21 protein-coding genes and 2 tRNA genes are annotated in these 24,956 nt (G+C 63.5%); 9 read left to right on the top strand and 14 right to left on the bottom strand.

The window, feature by feature from the left end; genetic code table 11:
* Window positions 1–45 precede the first annotated feature (45 nt).
* The 3 genes from DYI37_RS00715 to DYI37_RS00705 form a co-directional block, all read right to left on the bottom strand.
* Window positions 46–1,002 (bottom strand): alpha/beta hydrolase, encoded by a 957-nt coding sequence (locus tag DYI37_RS00715; protein WP_116681279.1) that lies wholly within the window; start codon window positions 1,000–1,002, stop codon window positions 46–48.
* Window positions 1,003–1,006: 4 nt separating this feature from the next.
* Window positions 1,007–2,104, bottom strand: coding sequence for a magnesium/cobalt transporter CorA (gene corA / locus DYI37_RS00710; protein ID WP_116681278.1), 1,098 nt, complete (start codon window positions 2,102–2,104; stop codon window positions 1,007–1,009).
* Between the two features lie 166 nt (window positions 2,105–2,270).
* Complete coding sequence (locus DYI37_RS00705) at window positions 2,271–3,617, bottom strand: alanine/glycine:cation symporter family protein (RefSeq protein ID WP_116681277.1); 1,347 nt, start codon at window positions 3,615–3,617, stop codon at window positions 2,271–2,273.
* Window positions 3,618–3,810: 193 nt separating this feature from the next.
* Here DYI37_RS00705 and DYI37_RS00700 point away from each other — a divergent pair, with 193 nt between their 5' ends.
* Window positions 3,811–4,137, top strand: coding sequence for an HNH endonuclease (locus DYI37_RS00700; protein ID WP_116681276.1), 327 nt, complete (start codon window positions 3,811–3,813; stop codon window positions 4,135–4,137).
* 14 nt (window positions 4,138–4,151) lie between these two features.
* On the opposite strand, the gene DYI37_RS00695 is transcribed toward DYI37_RS00700, so the two are convergent.
* Complete coding sequence (locus DYI37_RS00695) at window positions 4,152–4,997, bottom strand: DUF1206 domain-containing protein (protein WP_116681776.1); 846 nt, start codon at window positions 4,995–4,997, stop codon at window positions 4,152–4,154.
* A 234-nt stretch (window positions 4,998–5,231) separates the two neighbouring features.
* Between DYI37_RS00695 and mnmE the strand changes: the two genes are divergently transcribed.
* The 3 genes from mnmE to DYI37_RS00680 all read left to right on the top strand — a co-directional run bounded on the left by mnmE (window position 5,232) and on the right by DYI37_RS00680 (window position 8,709).
* A complete protein-coding gene (gene mnmE, locus DYI37_RS00690; protein ID WP_116681775.1) occupies window positions 5,232–6,659 on the top strand; it encodes a tRNA uridine-5-carboxymethylaminomethyl(34) synthesis GTPase MnmE in 1,428 nt (475 codons plus the stop codon).
* Between the two features lie 83 nt (window positions 6,660–6,742).
* Window positions 6,743–8,170, top strand: a complete 1,428-nt coding sequence (locus tag DYI37_RS00685) for an MFS transporter (protein ID WP_116681275.1) — start codon at window positions 6,743–6,745, stop codon at window positions 8,168–8,170.
* Window positions 8,171–8,226: 56 nt separating this feature from the next.
* Window positions 8,227–8,709: a DUF411 domain-containing protein gene (locus DYI37_RS00680; RefSeq protein ID WP_116681774.1), complete on the top strand. Its 483-nt coding sequence runs from the start codon at window positions 8,227–8,229 to the stop codon at window positions 8,707–8,709.
* Between the two features lie 16 nt (window positions 8,710–8,725).
* Here the strand turns inward: DYI37_RS00680 and smpB are convergent, their stop codons facing one another.
* Window positions 8,726–9,199 (bottom strand): SsrA-binding protein SmpB, encoded by a 474-nt coding sequence (gene smpB / locus DYI37_RS00675; protein ID WP_116681274.1) that lies wholly within the window; start codon window positions 9,197–9,199, stop codon window positions 8,726–8,728.
* An 81-nt stretch (window positions 9,200–9,280) separates the two neighbouring features.
* On the bottom strand, window positions 9,281–10,162 hold the full coding sequence (gene dapA, locus DYI37_RS00670; RefSeq protein WP_116681773.1) for a 4-hydroxy-tetrahydrodipicolinate synthase: 882 nt from the start codon (window positions 10,160–10,162) through the stop codon (window positions 9,281–9,283).
* 458 nt (window positions 10,163–10,620) lie between these two features.
* Between dapA and DYI37_RS00665 the strand changes: the two genes are divergently transcribed.
* Both DYI37_RS00665 and DYI37_RS20505 read left to right on the top strand, forming a co-directional pair.
* Window positions 10,621–12,819, top strand: a complete 2,199-nt coding sequence (locus tag DYI37_RS00665) for a lytic transglycosylase domain-containing protein (RefSeq protein WP_116681273.1) — start codon at window positions 10,621–10,623, stop codon at window positions 12,817–12,819.
* Between the two features lie 124 nt (window positions 12,820–12,943).
* Complete coding sequence (locus tag DYI37_RS20505; RefSeq protein WP_116681272.1) at window positions 12,944–13,183, top strand: Kazal-type serine protease inhibitor family protein; 240 nt, start codon at window positions 12,944–12,946, stop codon at window positions 13,181–13,183.
* 35 nt (window positions 13,184–13,218) lie between these two features.
* Here the strand turns inward: DYI37_RS20505 and DYI37_RS00655 are convergent, their stop codons facing one another.
* From DYI37_RS00655 to DYI37_RS00645, 3 genes are read right to left on the bottom strand one after another with little or no spacing between them, the layout of a single operon-like run.
* Window positions 13,219–14,202 (bottom strand): alpha/beta fold hydrolase, encoded by a 984-nt coding sequence (locus tag DYI37_RS00655; RefSeq protein ID WP_158555048.1) that lies wholly within the window; start codon window positions 14,200–14,202, stop codon window positions 13,219–13,221.
* Window positions 14,199–15,050: an SDR family NAD(P)-dependent oxidoreductase gene (locus DYI37_RS00650; protein WP_245413716.1), complete on the bottom strand. Its 852-nt coding sequence runs from the start codon at window positions 15,048–15,050 to the stop codon at window positions 14,199–14,201. Before DYI37_RS00650 ends, DYI37_RS00655 begins: the two co-directional genes overlap by 4 nt.
* Window positions 15,050–16,597, bottom strand: a complete 1,548-nt coding sequence (locus DYI37_RS00645) for a flavin-containing monooxygenase (protein ID WP_116681270.1) — start codon at window positions 16,595–16,597, stop codon at window positions 15,050–15,052. The genes DYI37_RS00650 and DYI37_RS00645 overlap by 1 nt, the downstream gene beginning before the upstream one ends.
* 169 nt (window positions 16,598–16,766) lie before the next feature.
* Here DYI37_RS00645 and DYI37_RS00640 point away from each other — a divergent pair, with 169 nt between their 5' ends.
* From DYI37_RS00640 to DYI37_RS00630, 3 genes are all read left to right on the top strand, one after another.
* Complete coding sequence (locus DYI37_RS00640; RefSeq protein ID WP_116681269.1) at window positions 16,767–17,432, top strand: TetR/AcrR family transcriptional regulator; 666 nt, start codon at window positions 16,767–16,769, stop codon at window positions 17,430–17,432.
* A 244-nt stretch (window positions 17,433–17,676) separates the two neighbouring features.
* Window positions 17,677–17,752 (top strand) — tRNA-Val (locus DYI37_RS00635).
* Window positions 17,753–18,025: 273 nt separating this feature from the next.
* Window positions 18,026–18,102: transfer RNA gene (locus DYI37_RS00630), tRNA-Arg, on the top strand.
* A 280-nt stretch (window positions 18,103–18,382) separates the two neighbouring features.
* Here DYI37_RS00630 and DYI37_RS00625 read toward each other — a convergent pair.
* The 5 genes from DYI37_RS00625 to DYI37_RS00600 are packed head-to-tail and all read right to left on the bottom strand — an operon-like array spanning window position 18,383 to window position 24,185.
* Complete coding sequence (locus DYI37_RS00625) at window positions 18,383–19,339, bottom strand: HNH endonuclease (protein WP_116681268.1); 957 nt, start codon at window positions 19,337–19,339, stop codon at window positions 18,383–18,385.
* Window positions 19,340–19,346: 7 nt separating this feature from the next.
* A complete protein-coding gene (locus DYI37_RS00620; protein WP_116681267.1) occupies window positions 19,347–20,240 on the bottom strand; it encodes a restriction endonuclease in 894 nt (297 codons plus the stop codon).
* A gap of 12 nt (window positions 20,241–20,252) precedes the next feature.
* Window positions 20,253–21,047: a hypothetical protein gene (locus DYI37_RS00615; RefSeq protein WP_116681266.1), complete on the bottom strand. Its 795-nt coding sequence runs from the start codon at window positions 21,045–21,047 to the stop codon at window positions 20,253–20,255.
* Window positions 21,047–23,890, bottom strand: coding sequence for an N-6 DNA methylase (locus DYI37_RS00605; protein WP_199520048.1), 2,844 nt, complete (start codon window positions 23,888–23,890; stop codon window positions 21,047–21,049). The genes DYI37_RS00615 and DYI37_RS00605 overlap by 1 nt, the downstream gene beginning before the upstream one ends.
* Before the next feature lie 46 nt (window positions 23,891–23,936).
* Window positions 23,937–24,185: a helix-turn-helix domain-containing protein gene (locus tag DYI37_RS00600; protein WP_116681265.1), complete on the bottom strand. Its 249-nt coding sequence runs from the start codon at window positions 24,183–24,185 to the stop codon at window positions 23,937–23,939.
* Window positions 24,186–24,956: the final 771 nt, after the last annotated feature.

The following is a 24,956-nucleotide window of genomic DNA, read 5'->3' as shown; positions in this document are numbered from 1 at the left end:
TCAAGAACGAGGAGCCCGTGAACGAAACCGCCGGAAGACGGCCGTTCAGTCGTGCCCGCTTTTCGCCGGTGAGGCGGAAAGAAAGTCGGCGATCCTCGCCTGGAGCTTCGCCGCCTCGTCGATCCAGCCCGCCATCTGCAGCACGCCGTGAATCATCCCGTCGAGGCGCTCGTGCTCCACACTGCAGCCCGACTCTTCCAGGCGCCCCGCGAAAGCCTCGCCCTCGTCGCGCAGGGGGTCGTGCTCGCAGGTGACGATCAGCGTTCTGGGAAAGCCGTAGAGATCGCGTGCAAGATGTGGCGAAACCTTCGCATCGGACCGATCGAGAGGTTCGGGAACGAAAAGTCCGTTTTCGTAGAGCAGCGACTCCTCGGTCATCACGTGGCCGGACTGCTCGCGAAGCGAGGGACAATCGCGATCGGGCCGCAGATCGGTGTTCGGGTAGAGCATGACGAGAGCTGATGGCAGTTCGGCATCATCCTGTCGGAGCGCCAGAACGGTGACGGCCGCCAGCAGTCCGCCGATCGAGTCGCCACCGATCGCGATGCCGGATGGCTCGCAGCGCAATTCGCCCGCCTTCGCCATCAGGTGGCGCGTCGCCGCGATGCAGTCGTCCTGCGGCGCCGGAGAGGGATGCTCCGGCGCGAGGCGATAGCCGACCGAGGCGATCACCCGCCCGGTCGCGGCACAGAGCTGGCGCAAAGGTTTGTCGTGACCATCGAGCGAGCCCGCCATCGCGCCGCCGCCATGATACCAGACGAGGAGACGCGCGCTCTCGACCATAGCCGGCCGGTAGAGGCGCACGGGGATATCGCCGTCGCCTCCGGGAACCTCGATATCCTCGGAGATCACGCTGTCGGGCGCGCTGCCCGAATAGTCCGCCATCGAAGCGGTCATCGCCCGCGCCTGGGCAAGCGTCTGCGCTTCGCCATTCGGCTCGATCTGAACGCGGGACTTGCGGGCGAGATCGTCGAGCACCTCGCGGGCCTGATCCTTCAGCATGGCCTCAGATCCACTTCTTCTTCTTGAAATAGACGAGCAGGCCGATGGCGATCACCAGCATGATGCCGAGCGCGATCGGATAGCCGAAGGGCGACTGGGTCAGGGGCATGTTCCACGGGGAGATCGTCGGATCGAAGTTCATGCCCCAGAGGCCGGCGAGAAAGCCGAGAGGAATGAAGATGGCCGAGACGAAGGTCAGGAGGTTGATCACCTCGTTCGTCTTGGCGGCCGTCAGCGTCATGTGCAGGTCGACCAACCCGCTCGCATTGTCGCGATAGGTGTCGTCGATATCGATGAGCTGGTCGCAATGGTCCTGCACGTCGGCGAGGTAAACCTTCGTCTCCTCCGAGAGCCAGGGCCGATCGAGACGGATCAGCGCATTGAGAGCGTCGCGGGTCGGCCGGATCAGACGCTTCATGTGCAGGAGATCGCGCCGCATTGCGTGAAGTTCGGGCACCTGGACCACGTCCACGTCCTCGAAGATCTCTTCCTCCAGACGATCGATCTTTTCCGTCAGCGGATCCATCACCAGGAAGTAGGTATCGACCACCGTGTCGATCAGCGCATAGGCGAGATAGTCGGAACGGCCGGTATGGAGGCGGGGCGCGCCCTTCTCGATTCGCTTTCGGACCTGTTCGAAATCCCTGCCCTTGGACTCCTGGAAGGACAGGACGAACCCGTCGCCGAAGAACATGGAGAACTGCTTCGAGCGTCCTTCGGTATCGATCATGCGCATGACGAAGAACGTATGGTTCTCGTAGGCGTCGCATTTGGGCCGCTGATCGGTGTTGACGACATCCTCGAGGGCAAGGTCGTGAAGACCGAAGGCGCTGCCGATCCGGCGCACCAGATCGATGTCGGACAAACCTGAAAGATCGATCCAGACGAGCGGCCATTCCTCCCGCTTGGCGAGCGCGGTTTCGATGTCGGTATTCTCGATCCTCTCGTGACGCCCGTTCCCGATCCCGAACACCGAAAGCGTGGAGGCTTCCGCCTCCGGATCGGCGACGAGTTCACCTGGGGGTGCGCCCACCTCGGACCGCTTGGCTTTCTCGGATCTGCGCTTTCGCCTGCGCTTCTGGCCGAAGGTCGGGAACGCCATTGCCACTCACTGTCTGAACGCCGCTACGGGTGAAGCATCGTCGGAGCCCCGGGCCGAGATCCGACCCGAGGACCATCCGGTCTCACGATGCTTCGGGGCAGCCGAATATGGAGCCGGCGCCCGGCGGGAGAAGTGCGGCGGACGCGTTCCGACTGACGATCGGGACTTAGCGCCCCTTCGCCACCGCCTCCTTCGTCAGCTTGAAGACGACCGGCGAGAGCAGGACGAGCCCGACGAGGTTCGGCAGCGCCATCAGCCCGTTCATCACGTCCGCGATGAGCCAAACGATGCCGAGCTGGCCGATCGCCCCGACGAAGACCGCGACGACCCAGACAACGCGGAACGGGAGCACCACCTTCGGACCGAAGATGTAGGTGGCCGTCCGCTCGCCGTAATAGGACCAGCCGAGGAGCGTCGTGAAGGCGAAGACGATCAGCCCGAAGGTCACCAGCCAGCCACCGGGTCCGGGCAGTTGCTGGGTGAAGGCGGAGGCCGAGAGCCCTGCCCCGGTCTGCCCGCTCGTCCACAGACCGCTCATGATGATGACGAGCGCCGTCATGGTGCACACGATGATCGTATCGATGAAGGTGCCGAGCATCGCAACGAGACCCTGACGGTACGGATTCTTGGTCTGTGCCGCCGCATGGGCGATGGGGGCCGAACCGAGGCCCGCCTCGTTGGAGAAGACGCCGCGCGCGACGCCGTAGCGGATGGCCGCGAGAACCCCGGCGCCGGCGAAGCCGCCCGTCGCCGCCGTTCCGGTGAAGGCATCCGTAAAGATCATCGCGAACGCGCCGGGCAACTGGTTGATATGGATGAGGATGATCGCGAGCGCGCCGAGCACGTAGACCGCCGCCATCAGCGGAACGAGCGTCTCGGCGACCCTGCCGATGCGCTTGATGCCGCCGAGGACGACTGCGCCGACGAGGACGGCGAGTACGAGGCCGGTGATCCAGACCGGCACGCCGAACGAGGTCTGCATCGCATCGGCGACGGAATTGGCCTGCACCGTATTGCCGATGCCGAAGGCGGCGACGGTTGCGAAAAGGGCGAAGAGGAAGGCGAGCCAGGCCCATTTCTCGCCAAGGCCGTCGCGGATGTAGACCATCGGCCCGCCGAGATAGTTGCCGTTCTCGTCGACGCGCCGATAATGGACCGCGAGCACGGCTTCGGCGTATTTCGTCGCCATGCCCACGAGCGCCGTGACCCACATCCAGAAGATCGCGCCGGGACCGCCCAGCGTGATCGCGGTCGCGACGCCCGCGATGTTTCCGGTGCCGATCGTCGCGGCAAGCGCGGTGGACAGGGCCTGGAACGGCGTGATCTCGCCCTTCGCGCTCGCATCCGTCGCCCGTCCGGACCAGAGAAGCGAAAAACCCGTGCCGATCCGGCGCCAGGGCAGCGCCCTGAGGCCGATCGTCAGATAGAGGCCGGTTCCCAGAAGCAGGACGAGGGTGATTGGCCCCCAGATGATCCCGCTGATCGTGTTGAGGAAGCTCTCGAAGGCAGCCATCGATCATCTCCTGAATAATCGCGCGAATCGGGATCTCCAGCCTTTCACGGGCGCCCGGCACACGCAAGGCGAGCGGCTGCGAGCCGGCCCCGGACAGGGGGACGTTGACAGAGCCGCAGCGAGGGCGCGCGCGCGTCATGACGCAGCCCGTCCGTCTCGATGAGACGAGGTCCGGTCGCTATATCTCGGGACGATGCCGAAACGACGCCTCAGCAACCGCGAAGCCGCCGGACCGCCCGCCCGACGCGAGGAGGAGCGGACCTGCTGGCTTTGCGACAGGCCGCTCGGCCGCCGGGTCGAATGGCATCATCCCAAGCCGAAGAGCCGCGGCGGGCGCACTACCGAGCCCGTTCACCCGATCTGCCACCGGACGATCCATGCGACCTACGCCAATCACGAACTGGCACGCATGGCCGACGAGGAGATCGCGCTTCGTGACCAGCCGGAGCTCGCGACCTTCCTGCGCTTCATCCACGGTAAGCCACCCGACTTCCATGCGCCGACCCGCCGGCGCAGATAACGGTCTTCGATCCGTCAGTTCCCTGCCATCGCCCGCAGCTTGGCGGCCATCGTCTCGACGTCGTCTCCGGTGACGCGCGGCACGATGCGGTAGCGGGCATTGACGAAGCAGAACACCGCGAAGCCGAGAAGGCCGACGCAGATCGCGCCGACGAGAACGCGGCCATAGCTCTGGCGCGTCAGCCAGGAAAACGCCTCCTTCGTTCCCCCCGCCTCGTTCGGATCGAAGGTCCAGCCGGCATGGAAGAAGAGGAAGCCGACGATGCAGATCACGATCCCCTGCGCGATCAGACCGGCCTGCAGAACGAAGTTGAAGCGGAGGGTCGCGGGATTGGCCCGCAGATGCTCGCGATATTTTCCCGACCATCCCTTATAGGCGTAGTAGACGCCGGCAATGGCGATGACCGCCCCCACGGCCATGACGACATAGCGCCCGCCCGGCACGCCGAAGATCCATCGCACGATTTGGCGCGTGGTGCTGCCATCGCCCGAACCGCCCGATCCGAGGAACAGGAGCGAGAAGGCGAAGACCCCGAGGGCGAGGTGGATGAGGCCGGTGACGACCATCGCCAGACGCGCGGCGATCCCCTTCAGGCCCGTGCCGCGACATTCGAGGTCGTAGAAGGACGCGACCAGGCGCCAGACCGCGTAGGCGAAGAGACCGATGAAGATGAGGAACAGCACGAGCGTCCCGCCCGGCGAGGTCTCCAGACGGGCGAGAGCCGACTGGGTGCCTTCGGCCTCCCTGCCCCACCAGATGGCGTAGAGAGAGAATCCGGCGACCGCCAGATAGGTCAATCCGCGCCCGGCATATCCCGCCCGCATGACCGGGACGGCCCAGGTCAGATCGGTTTGGCTCATCGTCGTCTCCGAAAACGCCGCCCCATGACGGCCGGCACGTCTCATCCCTCTTCCCACACAGCTGCTTTCCGGACGCCGCTTGTCGAGAGGCGGACGCGGAATTCTTAAGTCGTGAATAGCAAATCATGGCGCTCGGCCACCGGCATACGCCCTGTCCATCAGCCTTGCATGCCCGGCCGCGAACTGGTCTCTTGCGCCCGATATCCCGTTCCACGCGCCGACAAGGGCCTCTTCATGCATTCCGATACGATCGCGGCCCTCTCGTCCGGCTCCCTGCCCTCGGGCGTCGCGGTCGTCAGGGTGAGCGGCGCGAAGGCCGCTGTCGTGATGGAGCGCATGGCCGGCATCCTGCCGGCCCCGCGCCGAGCGAGCCTGCGCACCTTTCGCGACGGCGAAGGGCGGGCGATCGACCGGGGCATCGCGCTCTTCTTCGACGGGCCGCGAACCGCCACGGGCGAAGACATCGCGGAGTTCCATCTCCATGGCGGGCGAGCGGTCGTCGCTGCCTTTCTGAAAAGTGCGACCGCGATCGGGGACGTGCGCCTTGCCGAAGCCGGCGAATTCACCCGCCGCGCCTTCGAGAACGGACGAATGGACCTGACGGAGGCGGAAGGTCTCGCCGATCTTCTGGCGGCCGAGACCGAGGGCCAGCGGCGGGCGGCGCTCGCCCAGGCGGAGGGCGCCCTGCGCGGCACCTATGAAGCCTGGATGGATCGCCTGACGCAGGCACGCGCCATGATCGAGGCCTCCTTCGACTTCGCCGACGAAGGCGATGTGGGCGATGGGGTCGATGCGGGCGTCCGCCGCTCGATCGACGAGATCCGGGAGGATATCGACGCTCATCTCGCCGGGGCCGAGCGCGGGGAGATCCTGCGATCAGGCTTCAAGGTGGCGATCGTCGGGGCGCCGAATGCCGGCAAGTCGAGCCTTCTCAACGCCCTGGCCGACCGGGATGCCGCCATCGTCACCGACGTGCCGGGAACGACCCGCGACGTCATCTCGGTGACCCTCGATCTCGGCGGGCTTCCGGTTGTGCTGTCGGACACCGCCGGCATCCGCGAGGCGGGCGACGAGGTCGAGGCGATCGGCATCGAGCGCGCGCGAAAGGCGATGGACGAGGCCGACCTCATTCTCGCCCTCGAAGACCCCGCGAACACGCCGGGACCTCTGTCGCGTGTGAAGGCACTCCTCGCCGCGGTCCGCCCGTCCTTCGGCTCCATGGGCCATGCCTCCGGCCTCGGCGAAGATGCCGAGGACGTGCCGGCGCGAAACGTCATCACCGTGCGCACCAAGATCGACATGGCGACCGGCGGCGAGAGCGAACATCCGCTGCGCCATCGCCTCGAGGACGGCGGCTACGATTTCGCGATTTCGGCGAAGACCGGAGCCGGCATCGCGCCGCTCGTCGAGGCGATCGCGGCGAGAGCGCGGGAGGCGGCGGGCGATCCTTCGTCGGCGATCCCCCTGCGCCTCAGGCATCGCGAGCTTCTCGCCGATGCGAGCCGCATCCTGCGCGAATTCGTGGAGGCGGAGACGCTGCCTCCGGAGATCGGCGCCGAGACCCTGCGCCGGGCCTCCACTCGCCTCGGCGCGCTGACGGGAGCGGTCGGCGTCGAGGATCTTCTCGACGTGATCTTCTCGGAATTCTGCATCGGCAAGTGACGGGTACCTGTCGGACTGGAACAGGCGGGAGCCGGCTGGTAGGAGTGGCCGTCCTTCATGAGTTCCGAGACGGAGACGCGTCCATGACCGCCGGCACCGAAGGCCAGCCCGGGAACAGACCGCTGAAATCCCCCGCCATCTGGGGATGGATGTCCTTCGATTTCGCCGCCCAGCCCTTCTTCACGGTGGTCATCACCTTCGTCTTCGGGCCCTATTTCGTCTCCGAACTCGCCTCCGATCCCGCAACGGGCCAGACCGCGTGGAGCCTTGCCGCGACCCTCGCCGGCATCTGCGTCGCGCTCGGGTCTCCGGTCCTCGGCTCGATCGCCGATCGCGCGGGACCGCGAAAGCCCTGGATCGCGGGCCTTGCCTGCGTGCAGATCGCAAGCCTCGTCGCCATCTGGTTCGTCGCCGAACCCGGATCGCCTCTCTTTCCCGTCGTCGTCGCGATCGTGCTTGCCCAGATCGCCGCCGAGTTCTCGATCGTCTTCAACGATGCGATGCTGCCGCGTCTCGTCGCCCGCGACAGCATCGGCCGGGTCTCCAACACGGCCTGGGGCCTCGGCTATGCCGGCGGCATCGTCTTCCTCGTCTTCGCGCTCGGCTTCCTCGCCGCCTCGCCCGAGACGGGCCTGACGCTCTTCGGCCTGTCGCCGCTCTTCGGCCTCGACCCTGCGGCCGGCGAAGGCGCGCGGGCGACCGGACCGCTCGCCGCGCTCTGGTATGCCGTCTTCGTCCTGCCGCTCTTCCTCCTCGTCCCGGACCGCGCACGGCGCCAGACGTTTCGCGTCGCGGTGAAAGCCGGGATCGGAGACCTGAAGGCGACCGCCCGCGAGATCCGAGGCCGGATCGAACTCCTCAAATTCTTCATCGCGCGCATGATCTATCAGGACGGCGTCAACGCGCTGCTCGTCCTCGGCGGCGCTTTCGCGGCAGGCATGTTCGGATGGTCGATCATCGAGATCGGCCTCTTCGGCGTGATCCTCAATCTCACGGCGATCCCCGGATGCATCTTCGCGGGCGCCCTTGCGACCCGCCTGGGCTCCAAGCGGCTCGTCGTCATCTCCGTCGCCGCCCTCGCACTCTCAACGATCGGCCTCGTCTCGACCGGGCCGCAAGGCGCCCTTTTTGGCCTCGTCCCCTTCGCGCCGGCCGAGGGAACGGGGCTCTTCGCAAGGCCATCGGAGAAGATCTACATCCTCTGGGGGCTCCTCGTCGGGCTCGCCTTCGGCCCCGTCCAGGCCTCTTCGCGCGCATGGCTCGCCGAAAGCGTCACGCCGGACGAAGCGGGACGCTATTTCGGCTTCTACGCTCTGGTCGGCCGGGCGACGAGCTTCCTCGCTCCCGCGAGCGTCGCGGCCCTCACCGCTCTCGCGGCCACCATAACGGACCCTGTAACGGCCGCTCGCATCGGCATGAGCGCGATCGTCGCGTTCTTCCTCACAGGACTGCTGATTCTCGCTTTCACGAAGGGTCCGCCGGAGGCCGGCCGGAAGGCGGTCTCAGCTTGACGGCGGCGCAAGGAACGACCGGAATGCCATCGCATCACCAGAACGGGAGCCGCACCATGACGCCACATTCGATCGACCGCCGGACCTTCGGCCTCGGCCTCGCCGCCTTGGTCGGTTCGACCCTCGCACCCGTCACTGCCGTTTTCGCAGGTCCGCGTGGTCGGGCGATCGCGGTCTTCGCAACGCCCGGCTGCGGCTGCTGCAAGGCCTGGGTCGAGCACCTGCGGGAGAACGGCTATGCGCCGACGGTCGACTATCTGCCTGCTGCCACACTGAACGCGAAGAAGATCGAGGCCGGCCTCACGCCGGAACTCTCCTCCTGCCATACGGCACTGATCGAGGGATATGTCGTCGAGGGCCACGTTCCTGCCGCCGATATCGACCGGCTTCTCGCCGAGAGACCCGATGTCCTGGGTCTCACCGTTCCCGGAATGCCGCAGGATGCGCCGGGAATGGGAACCGGCGATACGCCGTTCGATGTCTTGCTGGCCCGCCGGGAGGGGACTTCGGAAATCTTCGCGAGCTATCCAGCCAGCTGAGAGGTCGCCTTCCGGCTCACGCGTCCTTCATGAGCCGCTGCTTCTGGCGGTTCCACTCGCGTTCCTTGATGGTCTGGCGCTTGTCGGGCGCGTTCTTGCCCTTGGCGAGCGCGAGTTCCAGCTTGGCCGTGCCCTTTTCGTTGAAATAGATCTTCAGCGGCACGAGGGTCATGCCGTCCCGTTGCACGGCACCCGCGAGCCGGTTGAACTGGGCCTTGTGGACGAGGAGCTTCCGGCGGCGCTTCGGATTGTGGTTGAAACGATTGGCCTGAAGATATTCCGGCAGGTTCGAGTTGATGAGCCAGAGCTCGCCCTCTTCCTCCGTCGCATAGGCTTCCGCGATGGAGGCCTTGCCGTCGCGCAGGGACTTCACCTCGGTGCCGGTCAGTTGAAGGCCGGCCTCGAGCGTATCGATGATGGCATAGTTGAAGCGGGCCTTGCGGTTCTCCGCGGCCACATTGCTTCCGGACGTCTTCTTTTTCTTGGCCATATCACCCTATGCGGCAGGCCGTTCGGCCCCGGCTCTCTCCTCGGTATCAGGAAGGAGAGATTGGGCCGAGGCCGCAGCTTTTCAATTCGTCAGGCCGGCATGGGCGAGAGCGGCGTCGATGATCTCGGCTGTCGCATCTTCCACCGGCACCATGGGCGAGCGCATCAGGTTGCGGCACTTGCCGATGCGCGACAGCGCATACTTGACGCCGGCCGGGCTCGGTTCGATGAACAGCGCCTTGTGGAGCGGTGCCAGCCGGTCCTGATAATCCAGGGCCTTGGCGAAGTCCCCGGCCGCGCAGGCCGCCTGCATCTCGGCGCAGAGCTTCGGCGCGACGTTCGCCGTCACCGATATGCAGCCGACACCACCATGGGCGTTGAAGCCGAGCGCGGTCACGTCCTCGCCGGAGAGCTGCACGAAGTCCTTGCCGCAATGCTGGCGCTGCTCCGAGACGCGGTCCATCTTCGCGGTCGCATCCTTGACGCCGACGATATTGGAGAAGTCGGAGGAAAGACGCCCCATCGTCTCCGGCGTCATGTCGATGATCGAGCGGCCCGGAATGTTGTAGATGATGACCGGGATCGAGACCGACTTCGCGACGGCGGCAAAATGGGCGTAGAGGCCGCGCTGGTTCGGCTTGTTGTAATAGGGCGTGACGACGAGCACGCCATCGGCGCCCGCCTTCTGCGCGAAGGTCGCGAGCTCGATCGCTTCGGCCGTGTTGTTGGAGCCGGCGCCCGCGATGATCGGAACCCGGCCCTTCGTCGTCTCGATGCAGATCTCGATGACCCGCTTGTGCTCGTCGTGGCTCAGCGTCGGCGTCTCGCCGGTCGTACCCACGGGCACGAGGCCTGACGAGCCCTCCGCGATCTGCCACTCGACAAACTCGCGGAACCCCGCCTCGTCGACCTGAAGGTCCTCGGTGAACGGCGTGATGGTCGCCGGCATCGATCCCTTGAACATGATGGTCTCTCCACTCTCCCCGGAACGGCGATCGGCTGTCGCGATCGTCACGGCTCCTCTCGACCCTTTCGGAAGGCCGATCCGTTTTCGTTCGTCGCCGATACACTCTCGCAGGACAAAATGCCAATGCCCGCTTGTCTGACGCGGTCGTGAGATCGGCGGGCGAAAGGGTGACGAAACCGTGTCTTGCCGTCACCATCGCAGGCTTCGACATCTATCCATCTGAACGGAAACGTTTTCTTGCCTCGACCGACATCTTGCGGCACGCGGCTTGCGACCCGATTATCCCAATTGTCGTAACCGGTCCTTAAGTGTGGTCGTGAGAGGTTCCGAAACCATTCGAGCACCGGTCAGGATGGACCGAAGAGGCATGCGCCGACGGCCGGTTCCATGCCCTCGCGGATGCCGCCTGCCGGAACTCGTCGGCAGACATGGATACGAAAGGTCGACTGCGCCCCATGAAGCTCTTCGCCAGGTCTGAGATCAGCCTCCTTCTGTCCGCCTCGCTTCTCGTGACGGCGACGGTCCCCGGTTTCGCGCAGTCCGTGCCCATCCCGGTCGATCGTCCGGCCAAGACGGACCGCATCACCACGGGCTCCACGACCCTCGCGCAGGGATCGAACAGCGCCGTCGATCCCTGGCGGTTCGGACGCGAGGTGACCGCGCCGGCCAATCCCCTCATCAACCGAACCGCGTCGAGCGCTCTTCCGGTGACGGCCGGCGCCTTTGCGGCATCGCTCGCAGCGGGCGGTGCGAGGGCCGAGGCTGTGCGGCCGATCCGCGGCGAGCTGAAGGAGGGGCTCCAGGCGCTTTCCGACCGGAACGAGAGCAAGGCCCGCGCCATCCGCGAGGGCATGCGCCGCGGCTCGCTCGACCACAAGATCCTCGCCTGGGCGATCGCCCTGTCGGGCGCGAGCAACGTGCCGTCCTACGAGATCGCCGCAGCCTCCGCCGAACTTGCCGGCTGGCCCGGCATGAAGACCCTGCGCGAGAATTCCGAAAAGGCGCTCTGGCGCGAGAAGCAGCCGCCGGCAAACGTCATCCGCGCCTTCTCCGCCGGTGCCCCCGAGAGCCCGGAAGGCAAGATGGCGCTCGCGCGTGCCTATCTGCAGACCGGCGACGGCGCACGGGCGCGTGCGCTGATCTCCGCCATGTGGCGCGAGGAGACCCTCGATCGTTCGATGGAGAGCGCCGTTCTCTCGAACTTCTCCCAGGTCCTGACGCGGGACGACCACCGCCACCGGATGGCGGCGCTCCTCTACCGCGACCGAATTTCCGATGCCGACCGCGTGCGCAATCTCGCCGAAGCCAGCTCGCTCTTCCGGGCCTGGTCGGCCGCCATCCGCGGCGAGAGCAATGCGGGCGCGCTTCTCAATCAGGTTCCCTCGGACCAGCGCGCCACCGGCTACCAGTTCGCGCTCGTCGAGCACATGCGCAAATCCGGGCGCGTGTCGGATGCCGCCAACCTCCTCCTGCGCGCGCCGAAGGATCCGCGCGTCCTCATCAACCCCGATGCCTGGTGGAACGAGCGGCGCATCATCGCCCGCGACCTTCTCGACCTCGGCAACCCAAAGCTCGCCTATCAGGTGGCCGCCGGGCACACGGCGCAGGACGACGTGGAGCGGGCGGAAGCCGAGTTCCACTGCGGCTGGATCGCCCTGCGCTTTCTCGGCGACGCGCGCACCGCCCACGCCCACTTCGCCAATATCCTGAAGGTCTCTTCCAAGCCGATCAGCCTCTCGCGCGGCTATTACTGGCTGGGCCGCGCGGCCGAAGCCGGCGGTGGCGGCAACGCGCGCGGCTATTTCGCCGAAGCCGCCAAGCACTCGACCACCTTCTACGGACAGCTCGCGATGGCCCGGCTCGGCAATTCGCCGAGGCAGATCGCCTATCCCAATCCTTCGGGGAGCGAACGCCAGCGATTCGAAAGCCGGGAGGCGGTGCAGGCGATCCACAGGCTGGAAGGTATTGGGTCGGACTGGCGTGCCGACATCCTCTACCGCGACCTCGCGCGCGAACTCGACAGTCCCGGCGAGCTCGCTCTCCTCGCCGTGATGGCCGAGCGACGCGGCAACCACAATCTGTCGCTGACCGTCGGAAAGCTCGCGAGCTATCGCGGCGTCGACGCACCCGCCCTCGCCTATCCGATCGGCGTCATCCCGGCGAGCGCGAACATCTCGTCGGCCGGCAAGGCTCTCGCCTATTCGATCGCCCGGCAGGAGAGCGCCTTCAACCCGAAAGCCCGCTCCGGCGCCGGCGCGCTGGGCCTTCTCCAGCTGATGCCGGGCACGGCGAGGGCCGTTGCCGGACGCATGGGACTTCCCTATTCCGAGGGCCGGCTCCTTGCCGATCCGGGTTACAACGCGACCCTCGGCGCCCGCTTCCTCGGCGAGCAGATCTCCGATTTCGGTGGCTCCTACGTGCTCACCTTCGCTGCCTACAATGCGGGTCCACGCCGGGCCAAACAGTGGATCGAGCGCTTCGGAGACCCGCGTGGCAAATCGATCGACGAGGTCGTCGACTGGATCGAGCGCATTCCGTTCGGCGAGACCCGCTCCTATGTGCAGCGCATCATGGAGAACTATCAGATTTACAAGATCCGCCTCGGCGCGCCCTTCTCGATCGAACAGGATCTCCGCTTCGGCCGCAGGTCCTGACGAGGGGCCTTTGAGGCCGGATCGTAGAGTATCCTGTCATCGATCGCAGGGTGCCAGACGTCGTGATCACGGCATCCGAGCCGAGTTGAGGCGGCTCGGCAGATTTCCCGAACGAGGAGGCACCATGCTTTTGCGTCTCGCCCTGTTGGGCTCAGCCGGATTGCTCATCGCCGCATGCGCTCCGGTCGAGCCCGCGCCTCCGCCGGCAGCCCCGTCCGCGCCTTCGGATGCGATGATGTGCACCATGGAATATGCCCCGGTCTGTGCAAGGTCCGGCAATGACGAGCGCACCTTCTCCAATGCCTGCATGGCGCGGCGCGACGGCTACGAGGTCGTGGCACAAGGCGAATGCGGCGCTCGCTGAGAGCGGCAGTCGCGCCGGGCCCTCGAATCGTCCGACTATCGATCAGAACCTTTGGGCGCGTCCGCGACCGGTGGGAGCGCGGCGATACGTTCGATGAAACCCGCGACGTCGCTCGCGCGCGTGACGGGAAGCATGTGCCCGCCATCGATCAGTTCGAGCCGGGCATTTGCGGCCTGCCCGACAAACGCCTGGCCATGTCGCTCCGGATCGAGGATCCGATCCTCGCGTCCGAAGAGGATGTCGACCGGGGCCTGCAGCGCATCATAACGCTCCCGCAGCGCATCCATATCGGATGCGGCGGCATGAAGATCCTCGGACCCCGCGATGAAGCTCGCCGGGCGCAGGGACCAGAACCCGCCGCCCGCAAGGCCGAAATCCTTCGGTGCCTCATCCGGTCCGAAGACCGTTTCGAGAACGCTGCGCCGCGACAGGATCGCGAGCGGGGTCGCAAGCGTCCAGGCGGTCACGACGCGCAGCCAGTGCGGCCGTACGGTGAGCAGGCGGAAGACGGACGGCACCTCGCGGGTCGGCTGGGTGAGCGGCGCGATCAGGGCGAGGCGCGAGACCTTCCGCGGATGATCGAGCGCAAGAGCGAGAGCGACGGCACCTCCGAGGGAATGGCCGACGACCAGAGGCCGGCCGAGGTCCAGCCGATCGATCATCTCCGCGATCATCCCGGCCTGAAGCGCGAGATCGCTCTTGCGATCGACCTTGCGGGTGGAGTGACCGGAGCCCGGCCGATCCACCAGCACGACCCGATGACGAACCGCCAGCGGTTCGAGCAGCGCATAGGCGAAATTGCCCAGCTGACCGGTGAGACCGTGAACGAGAACGATCGGAGGGCCGGCCCCCTTCTCCAGATAATGCAGTCGCTCTCCACCGATCTCGAGGAACCGACCGCGCGGCGGCAAGGCGGCCTCCACCCGGCGAGCGATCCGCGCGGTCCAGAGCGCCGATGCGAGCACCAGAAGCACCAGGAGACAGATGACGATGAGGAGAACGGCGAGAACGGAGGTCACGAGGCACGCCTCATCAGCCAGTCCAGCGTCTTCATATAGGAAACCGGCATGAGGCGCTCGAGCACCGCGGCGACCTTTGCATCCGTTCCCACGAGAATGCGCGACCGGCGCTTCGCGACCCCCTCGACGATGATCTCTGCGGCTTTCGACGCGGGCATCTTGAGCATCCGGTTCATCCGGGCGAGCTGACGGGCCGTCTCCTCCTCGTCCACGCCGGTCGGCAGCCGCGCGCTGTTCGCGATCTCGGTCGCGACACCGCCCGGATGGACGACGCTGACGCCGATGGAGGTGCGACGCAATTCGTGACGCAGGGCATTCGAGAAGCCCCGCACCGCGAACTTGCTGGCACTGTAGGCCGCCTGTCCCGGCGGCGAGATGATGCCGTAGATGCTGGAAATATTCACGACCTGCGCCTCGGATGCCTGCCGGAGGACGGGCAGGAAGGCGCGCACCATGCGCACGGTGCCGAAGAAGTTGATCTCCATCAGCCAGTCGAAATCGTTGGCGTCCACCTGTTCGAAGCTGCCGCCGATGGCAACGCCCGCGACGTTGAAGAGGAGATCCACGCTACGATGCTCCGCCATGACGGCACCCGGCAGCGCCGCGATCGCGTCCTTGTCGGCAAGATCGATCGGGTGCAGCGTCGCATGGGTGCCAGGGCGCAGAAGGCCCCGCGTCGCGGCAAGCCCCGCCTCGTCGATATCGGCAAGCGCGAGCGCAGCGCCCCGTTCTGCGAGCGAGACGGCAATGGCACGTCCGATGCCGCTCGCCGCGCCCGTGACGAGCGCGGTCCGCCCCGCGAACATGATCGGCCCCTTCGCCCGCGCGGTCTTGGTATCGTCACCCATCACGCCGCCTTTCTCCCGTCCTCATCCCGTCGCCCGAACCGCATGGCCGCATCGTCGGTCCGCCCCCAGCCCAGCGTGAGATAGTCGAGGATGTAGTTCTGGTGCAGGCGCCAGGGACGATGCTCGCCCTGCCGCGGAAGAAGATCGCGGCTTCGCTCGATATAGCCCGAAGAGAAATCGATCAGCGGCGCCTCTCCCATATCGCTTTGCCGTTTCGGCATGCACCAGTCGTCGCCACGCGCGTCGAGCCTCTGAAGTAGCCGCGTGACGTAGAGCGCGGTCAGCTCGCATTTCAGCGTCCAGGATGCGTTGGTATAGCCGATCGAGATCGCGAAATTCGGCACGTCGGACAGCATCATGCCGCGATACATGAAGGCCTCGCCCGGATCGACCGGCACACCGTCGATGGAAAGCCGGGCTCCGCCCAGCATCTGAAGTTTGAGCCCGGTCGCGGTCACGACGATATCGGCCTCGATCCGCGTGCCGTCGGCAAGGTCGATCCCGCGCTCGCTCACCTGCCGGATGGTCCCCGTCACGACTTCGGCCCGGCCCGAACGGATCGCCTTGAAGAGGTCGCCGTTCGGCACAAGGCAGAGCCGCTGGTCCCAGGGATCGTAGCGCGGCGTGAAGTGCTTTTCGACATCATAGTCCCGCCCGAGCTGGCGGCGCACGCGCGAGATGACGAACTCCTTCATCTTCTGCGGACGTCGCCGCGCGAACTGGTAGAACCCCATGGAAACGAGGATGTTCTTCCATCGCGCGAGGCGGTGGGCGAGGTTTGCCGGAAGGCGCTTCTTCAGCGCCAGAGCCGTCCTGTCCTTCGCCGGAAGCGAGACGATGTAGGACGGCGAGCGCTGCAGCATGACGACCTTGTCCGCCGTCTGCGCCATCGCCGGAACGAGTGTGACGGCCGTCGCCCCGCTGCCGACGACCACCACCCGTTTGCCGGCATAATCGAGATCGGCCGGCCAGTGCTGGGGATGAATCACCGGCCCGGCGAAGGTATCGAGACCCGGGATCTCGGGTTTGTACCCCGTGGCGTAATCGTAATAGCCCGAGCAGGCGAAGAGGAACCGGCATGTGAGAACGCTGCGCCGGCGCTCCTCACCGCTCTCCACCTCCACCTGCCAGCGCGCCGTTCGGCTGTTCCAGTAGGCGGCGACGACCCGGTGGCCGAAGCGGATCTTGTTCTCGATCCCCTCGTCCCGCGCCGTTTCTTTCAGGTAGTTAAGGATCGACGCCCCGTCGGCGATGGATTTGTCCTCGGTCCAGGGCCGGAAGGAAAAGCCGAAGGTATAGAGATCGCTGTCGGAGCGAATGCCGGGATAGCGGAAGAGATCCCAGGTGCCGCCCATTCTCTCCCGGCCCTCGAGAATCGCGTAGCGCAGCTCGGGGCATTTTTCTTGCAGGTAGTGACCGGCGCAGATGCCGGAGAGCCCCGCGCCGATGACGATCACGTCGAGATCGATCGAAGCGGTGGGCGCGCGCCCCGCCCCGGGCACTCTCGGCACTTCGTTCCGGTCGTGATCATCGGACGGATCGGGCATGGTGGTGAACTCCCCAGTCGATGACGTAAAAAATAAGGTGAACACCTTATTTTCGTCAAGGCCACCGCGTCGAACGGTTCCTGAAGGAATTCGTGCTCGCGTCGCTTAGGGTCCCCGTTGCCTATCCGCGCCGGGTAGCGCCGCGATCGCGAGTCGCTAGAATGAAACGATGAGTCTTGCCCGCCCATCCCCTCGCCGAAGCGCGACCACGCCCCGCCCACGAACGAAGACGCGGGAGCGGATCCTCGATGTCTGCCGCGAACTCTTCAACGCGCGCGGACCGGCCAGCGTGACGACCGCCGAGATCGCCCGCTCCCTGGGGATCAACGAGGGCAATCTCTACTATCACTTCAAGCGCAAGGAGGACGTGCTGGAGGCGCTCTTCGACCGCTTCTCGGACGAGCTTCTGCGCACCGCCGTCGTTCCACAGGAGGACCAGGCGGCCGTGGAGCGCTACCGCGCCTATCTCACCGGCTGGTTCCGGATCATGTGGGAATGGCGCTTCTTCTACCGGGACGGCGCGGCTGTCTTCCGGCTCGCCCCCGCCCTTCGCTCGCGCCTGCGCGAGGTCAGCGACGAAGGTCTTCTCCTCACCCGAAAGGCCGTCGTCGACATGGAGAGAGGGGGACTGATCGCGATCCCCGAGGAGCGGATCGACCGGACGATCGTCAATGCCTGGATCATCGCGACCTACTGGATCGACCACCTGCGAAGCCGACACGGCATCGAGGAACCCACGCGCGAGCAGATCGACGAAGGCGCCGCCCAGATCATGAGCCTCTTCGCCCCCTATCTGACCGAGGCCGGACGCGAACTCTCGGCACCGCACGCCTGAAGATCGGCGTTGCGGCTAGCGAGGGGCGCAAGGCCTTACGACCTAAACCGCAGCCACAAACCCCGCCCGCCCGGCAAGCGGCGGGCGAGACCCGCCGAGCCGGCGCCCGCTGCGCCCGACGCACTGCCGTGCCCTGCCCCACCCCACTGCGCTCCGAACATTCCGTACCGATCCGAAGCCGATCCGAAGCCGATCCCGGCCGGGATCTTGCGCGCGAAAGCTCGAGCCCCTAAGGAAAAGGCGCGGGCGGTTAGCTCAGTTGGTAGAGCGCCTCGTTTACACCGAGGATGTCGGGAGTTCGAGTCTCTCACCGCCCACCATTTCCCGATCGCCGAACAGACCGAGCCTGTCGCGTCCCTGAAGCCCGAAGCTCCAGGAGACAGGCCTTCGCGGCCCAAACCGGTTCCCAAACAGGCTCCCGATTTCGACACTCGCGATGTCGCCGATCTCTCCCTTCACGCGGAAGAATAAGGGGCCCTCTACCCGCCTGCGAACAACGGCCGACGAGCTTTAGGCAATTGCCCGCAACTCATGCCTTGCCCCCCAATCCCCGATCCGCTATGGCTGCGAACACGCGACGACATCGCGCCCAGGCACCCGTAGCTCAGCTGGATAGAGCGCTGCCCTCCGAAGGCAGAGGTCACAGGTTCGAATCCTGTCGGGTGCGCCAATGTTTTCAAGGGGTTAGCTCTTAGACGCTAACTCCTGAAATGCTTCGGGTAGCACCGGGGTAGCACGCTCCACCGGTCGATTCCTGCTGACGTTTTCCACAGCTTCTGCCAGCCGCGACGCCGTTGGCTCCATCCCTATAGAGAGTTAGAGATAGAGAGCTGAGGGTAGTTCGCTTTCCTCGGAGCCGCCTTCGCGCCCCACATAGCGCTGTAGAAGGCGGACCCGAGGGAAGGGAACGGGTGCTTTCCTGGGTGGGCTGGAGCAGAAGGCCAACGCCCTCAGGAAGCGACTTGGCGCTTCGATTTCCGAAGTCTGACATGCTCCACGCGATGACAGGTTGGGCAAAGCAGCGCGAAGTCTGCAGTGGTGGTATACCTAATTCCCTCGTCCAACGGGTTCTTATGGTGGACATCCAAGAAGCCGCGCGGCTTCACTCCCAATTCCGCCGCCAGGTCTCTCGGATCAAAAGCGCAGTCGTCGCAAGTGATCGTCCCGGCCCTTTGCCTCTCTCGAATGAACCGGTCGGCAATCCAAGCTGCGCGTCGCTTCACCTTCGCCAGCCGCTCGGCTTCCATGCCTTCAAGCGCCGCAAGGTCCCGGCCGATGGCTCGTTCAACTTCGGGATTGATCTCGCTGGCCTCGGCCAGCCTGAATTCGTCCTCAATACCGATCCATGAATTCGCCGTTGCGATCTGGTGCAGTTCGAGGTCAGCGATCAGCCGCCTTTCTTCATCGGTGAGGGTGCGAAGCGTGGCCGATGACCGTTGGTAAAGTCGCCGATAGGCAGCTTCGCCCAAGACGTCCTTCGCCTTGGGGCGACCGACGATTTCGTAGCTTTCCACAATCGGAAAGGCGACTGACCACCGATACCGTTTGCCGCCCTGCGCCCACATGTCCTGGAGCCGCTTGAATTCCTCTGCGCCGAGGATCGTTTCAAGGGAGCGAGCCGTCGTGCGCAGCTTGTGGACGGCGATTAGCCGACCGGCCAAAGCCCGATGAGCCTCCCGCTCGGTGAGATATGCCGGGTCATTCTCAAATCCTGGATTCGGCTCACTGAACTGTTCAGTAATGTACTCGATGACGTAGCCGCCGCCGAACTGCCGTTGGATCGTGCTTTGACACTTGTTGCGAGCGGTTAGGTCGCCCTCGGTTGGCGTGAACCCCAGCCATGTGGTTCCGGCGAGCCAGTCGGCCTTAGATGCGGTGACCGGCGCTGGTAGGTCTCGAATCTGCATGCCGAGATCAAAGCGCCTTCTGATAAGGCGAGAAGAAATCGCGATCTATCGTCAGAGCCTTGGTTTCGCGCACGCCAAGCCCCTCCTCGATCAGCAGTTCTAGCAGTCGGTCGATGTCCACCAGCTCAATCGCGGTCGCATTCTCCCGCGCAGCTTCCTCGCGGGCGCCTTTCGTGAAGGTGCCTGTCGTCAGAAAGATGCCGCGTTCGGCGCGGCCCTGGATCGCGCCTCGAAAGTCGCGGATTTCCTTGACCTGCACCGTGCCTGCGTAACGCTTGCACTGGAACATGACCTTGATGCGGACGAACCGGTTGATGAGCAGGAACCCCTCGCCATCAATGCCATGGTCGCCGGTCTGGCCCGTAACCTTCAGATTCTCGAAGCCGATGTGCCGAAGGAGGCGGGCGCACAACTCCTCAAAGCCCTTGTCCGTGATACCGCGCAGGATGCGCACAAGCTCTTCCTGGATAGCGTCCTGGTTGAGATAGGCCTTTTCATCCGGCGCGCTGGCGTCGGCTTCGTCGACCGTCTTTTCGGTCTCTGCTTCGCCAGGCTGGCCATCCTCGCGCTGGAAGCCATCATGGATTGACTTGAAGAGGTTGTATGCTTCCTCGTGGGAGAGGTTTGCCTTGCGCCCCTTCTCGGTGAGCACCCACACGCCGCGTTGCTCGGTGTCGATCAGCCCACCCTTGGCCAAATAGAAGCGCGCCCACCCGACTTTGTTCTCGAATTTCGACTGACCGCCTTTGGTCGTGCTCTCGATCTCTTCCTTGGGAATGGGATGGTGCTCGGCAATCCAGGTGTAGACCTCACGCGGCTTTGCCGATGAACCAAGGTCACGCAATCCGTCAATGACGGGTTGGAAATACTGAATGAACTTTGGGCCTTTCAACTTCGTCACGTCTGCACAGCCCTACTGAATAGATTTCAAGAATTGCATGACGATACGGTATGCAGGTTCATAACAAGAAAGAACCTGCGGGTCCGGATCGACTTCACCATGAAGCAGCGCATTGCGCATCGTGTAGATAGTCTCTACGAGACCCGCGAGTAAGTCTTCCTGGGTGCACTGGAATGCCATTGCCCCGGCCTGAAGCGCAGGCCCGCCACCTTGAACGAGGTCAACCATCGGGCGTGGATTGCAGCCCTCATATAGCTCGCGAAGCGTCACCTGCTGCGCACCCGATAAAGCAAGAAATCCTGCTTGGGCGTATACGTCCTCGGGCGCATAGCTCGGCTGCACATGCTGGAATCGGACCACGCCAGACACAGTCGCGGTAACCGTGAGTTCGATGTCACCGCCTGCGATTTTTCGAACCCGATATTGGTGGTTGTTGCGCGTGCGGCTCTCAACGTTAATTGGCCGTGGGCGAATGCACACCTGCCGGAGCGAAACGCGTTCTACGCCACCGTTCTTCCTGGTGACCTCGAAGTGAATGGCGTCCAGCTTTATCTGAAGGTCGCTGATCGCTTGCTTCAACGATTGGGAGTCCGCCGTCACATTGCCATTCTGCAGGAGCGGCAATACCCTGCGTCGGAGGCGGCTGTTGTGATTAGAAACGGCATAGTTCAGCATTGCCCGTTCCTGGGCCTCGCCGCTGTCGTGGCGATACCATGCGTTAAATGCCGCCCATGCTTTCACGAACGGGCCAAGGTAGTCAATTTCGGCGCGGCCCATCCAATCTACGGCGTGAGGAGGAAGTGCCATTATTCGGCCCCCTCCTGCTGATCGAGATAGGCCATGGCTGTGCCTTCACCGCTCTCGACCGCAATCTCAACGGCGTGCTTTGCGGCATCCAGCAGATTCAAGGCGCGTTGCTCCTGCTGAAAAGCCGAGAGGACGGCGTCGCGAACATTCATTTGGACGTCCTTCGGCGCATCCCAGATGACGATGCGGGCTATATCTGCTGGATACAGCTCAATCTGCCCAGACGAGCCCTTGATGTGCCTCTCGATCTGCCATTGACCGAGCTCGCTGTTCAGGAAAACCGCGAGGAATATCGGGTCGACGCGATCCGTCCGCAACACTGTGACATGGTTATCCGGTAGCGCCTTTTGGTCATGCAGGTATGGTGCAACTCGTCCAATTGTTCCAACGCCCGTTCCGTTCAACAACACATCACCGTGCTGAATCACAACAGGCGATCCAAGCTCAATTGCGGTACGATTGTCCTCTAGTATTACTCTGTTCGTTCGGACGTGCTTGGAGTTTATGACTGGTAGGCCAGCTTCTGCGTAAATCGGTTGTTTGCCTCTTGCATTTTTGGTGAGTATGTCACCCAGCGGCACGGCATTGCCTACCGCCTTCATCCGCCGTTCAATCTCCGAAAACAATGGTCGGAAATACTGCGCGTCCATCCGCTCTGCCGCCTCAACATCAGAGAGCGTGGCAACAAATGTTAGTGGCTGTTCTCGGTAGAGATCCGCAAGCGAGAGCGATGAAAGCGAAAGGCCCCCAAGATCGTTGTCACGCGGAGAGTTGTCTTCCTGGCTAGGCGGCGGCTCGCTGGTGGCCGATTGCACGACGCCGATGTTCTCCGCAAATGCCAGCTTCTCTTTTTGGGCGAATTCTATGAACGCTTCGGCAATTCCGTCACGAGTAAGGCCGTCATGATTGAAGAGGTCGTGTGAGACAATGAAATGGCCATGCGCATCGCGCTTAAAGCTCCCGTCTTCATTGCGAACGTATATTTTGTCGCCACTGTTATTGACGCTTTCTACCTGCTGCGTTGCAAAGAATATGCGATAGTCGGATATCCGAGGACATAGCGGTCCTTCAGCGGGATTATCATTCCACTTTTGAACGAATAGAACACTCGTCTTGGTATTGGTGTGCGGCTTGAAGGTGTTCGGGTGAAGTCCGACAACCGCGAGAACGCGGCACCGCTCCATGATGAATTCGCGGACGCGTTGGTCCGATGAATTGTTGAAACGGCCTTGCGGCAGCACGATAGCCATTCGCCCGCCAGGCCGAATGAAATCAAGATTGCGTTCAATAAAAAGAAGGTCGCGACCAACGGCCTTTTCCATCTTGTTGGTCTTGGCGTTATGCGCCAGGTCATAGGATGCGAGCATGTCGCTCTGCTTGATGTCTCCCGCAAATGGCGGGTTCGCCATCAGGACGTCGAAGTTGAAGTGTCGGTAGTCGGAATCCTTCTTGCTGGTCCTGAGCTTGCGGAAGCGTGTCCAGCCTTCGCTGTAGGTGTCTTGCCACTCGTCCTGTTTGACTGTTTCATTCCACTTGGTCCAGTCGAGCGTGTTGAGGTGCAGCACGTTGGTTTCGCCGTCGCCAGCAATGAGATTGAGGCATCGGGCTACTCGAACGCTCTTCTCGTCAAAGTCAGTGGCGAAGACTTTGCTGCGTACATAGTCCTCGCAGCGCGCCGGCTTCTTATCCATCGTGAAGAGATGCGAGTCCGGTAGGCCCATCTCCTTGATGATCTGACGCCAGACATGAAACATGGCATGGACCGTGAAGCCTGCGGAGCCGCAAGCCGTATCGATGACGGTTTCACTTTCCTGCGGGTTCAGCATCTTCACGCACATGTCGATGACCCAGCGCGGCGTGAAATACTGGCCCTTCTCGCCTTTCGACGACTTGTTCACCAGGTACTCAAAGGCATCATCGATCACGTCGAGGTTGGAGTTGAACAGCTTCCACTCCTCAAGCGAACCGACACAGACCTGAAGGTGATCCGCTGAAAGCCGGATGCGTTCGTCCTCCAGGAAGACGCCGGACCATTTTGCCTTCGCTTCATTGAACAGGGACTGGATGGCCTCTTTGAGCTGCGCAGCCGTATTGCTGTTACGGAAGCGCAGATAAGGGTAGCTGCCCCGATGGCAGGCCATCTCGTCGTAAAGCTTGGTGAAAACGAGCTTGAAGACCTCTTCGAAGACGTCCACACCAGCATTAGCCAGCACCTCGTTTTCCAGTTCAACGATCAGGTCGCGAAGTGAGCGAGCCTTGGACCCCTCCCGGTCGCGCTCCTCCTCTTTTTCAATGAGGGTCGCAATGGTCCACGGCTCGTTGACGATGTCCTCGATCGTCTGTGTCACAGTGGGCAGGTGGTGGATCGGGACGAAGTAATTGGGGTTCTTGCGGTGCCAGACTTCGTCTAGAACACCGTTGCTCCAAAGAGCCAAGGGCGCACCGGTAGCGTGGCAATAGGAACGGAGTTGTTCCTTACCGTCTCGCAGATTGCCCTGCTTCACCTCGACAATGATGTAGGGAACCGTGGGACGATCTGCGTCGAAGATGACAATGTCCGCCCGCTTCGAGGTGTCGCGTCCGAATGTGACGGGATACTCGACTGCGACGCGTTTCGCCGGATAGCCATACTTGCCGAGGATGCGAGCAAGCCACAACTGCCTGACGCCTTCCTCTGATTTGAGCTGGACTTCCCTATCCCGCACGAGGCAGGTCACGTAGGCTGTGGACTTGCCTCTGGCTTCTCGTTCGGCCACGCGACCAAGCAGCGCCGTCACCTCCTCTTCCGAGAAGAGACCATGACGGATGATCTCAGCGGCCCATTTGTTCAACGCGTCGTCCATATGACGTCTGCCCCCAACTCAATAATTGTCTTCCGACCGCTGTGCGCTAGCTCGGTTTTCCATGCTTGCTAAGAGCTTGAATGGCGTCCGCGGGGTTGAACCCGAGCAGTTCCGCCAGTTCCAAGAATTCCACCACATCCACCCGCCGCTGCCCGCTTTCGAGGCGCGCAACAAACGACTGATATTCGCCCAGCTTCGCAGCCAAGTCGCTTTGCGTCAGTCCAGCCGCTTCGCGCTTCTCAATCAGCAGCGCGATCAGGGCCTTATGGCGCTCGGTGCCAAGCGTCTTGACCACGAATTACCCCACCTGATTCCAGATGGGGTCTTCATCTATATCTGATTTTCAGGTATCTTAAATTCAGATAAGTTGCGATGGTGCGGGGCTGCTGGTGGAGCTTTCCGGCTGGATAGTTGGCGGAATAGCCACTTCGCCCATTTGGGGGACGCTACTCTGGCACACATGGGAGCTGAGTATCCGGCCCCGGCTGATCCCCGTAGGTGATATCAAAGCCGTGGCTGACGATCTGGTCGCCAAGTATGGCCCGCGTGCTGAGGAAATTGCCTTCATCGAGGAAGATCGAGCTTGGCGCTACTCCGAGACCTTCGAACAAGGCAGGTGGCATCGGGTCCGGCGGGAGCTTTGGCGACGGTATGAAGCCGGAGAGTGGGAAGGGCCTAGAGATTGATTAAAGGGTCTTCTCAGCAGCATATCACTGTGAGAAGACCCGTTGTCTGATACCTGGGTTTTCATGTCCTTTGTGTTCGATCACCTGTTCCGATCTTTATTGGTCCTCTAAACTGATCATTTCCTTGGATTTTTTCTGGTTACCATTATGAAAATGGTAAGGGGGAGAGGGGGGGGGTGCCGGCGCTTTACCCTTATACTCTTCCCGATGACTGAGCCCGGCTACAACCCCGGCGAAGAGAGCGTTTGGACGGAGCCCTCTGGCTCAATCCGTTTCGCTGCAAAGACATACAGAGTCGCCAGCAAATATCGAAAACACGATTCCACGGTGGCAATGACCCGTTTCATGCTGTCTCGCTGGCATTTCTCATTTGTCTCGCG

This window comes from Fulvimarina endophytica (genome assembly GCF_003403015.1).
In the GTDB taxonomy this organism is placed as follows: domain Bacteria; phylum Pseudomonadota; class Alphaproteobacteria; order Rhizobiales; family Rhizobiaceae; genus Fulvimarina; species Fulvimarina endophytica.
This window is presented reverse-complemented; position numbering and strand designations above follow the sequence as displayed.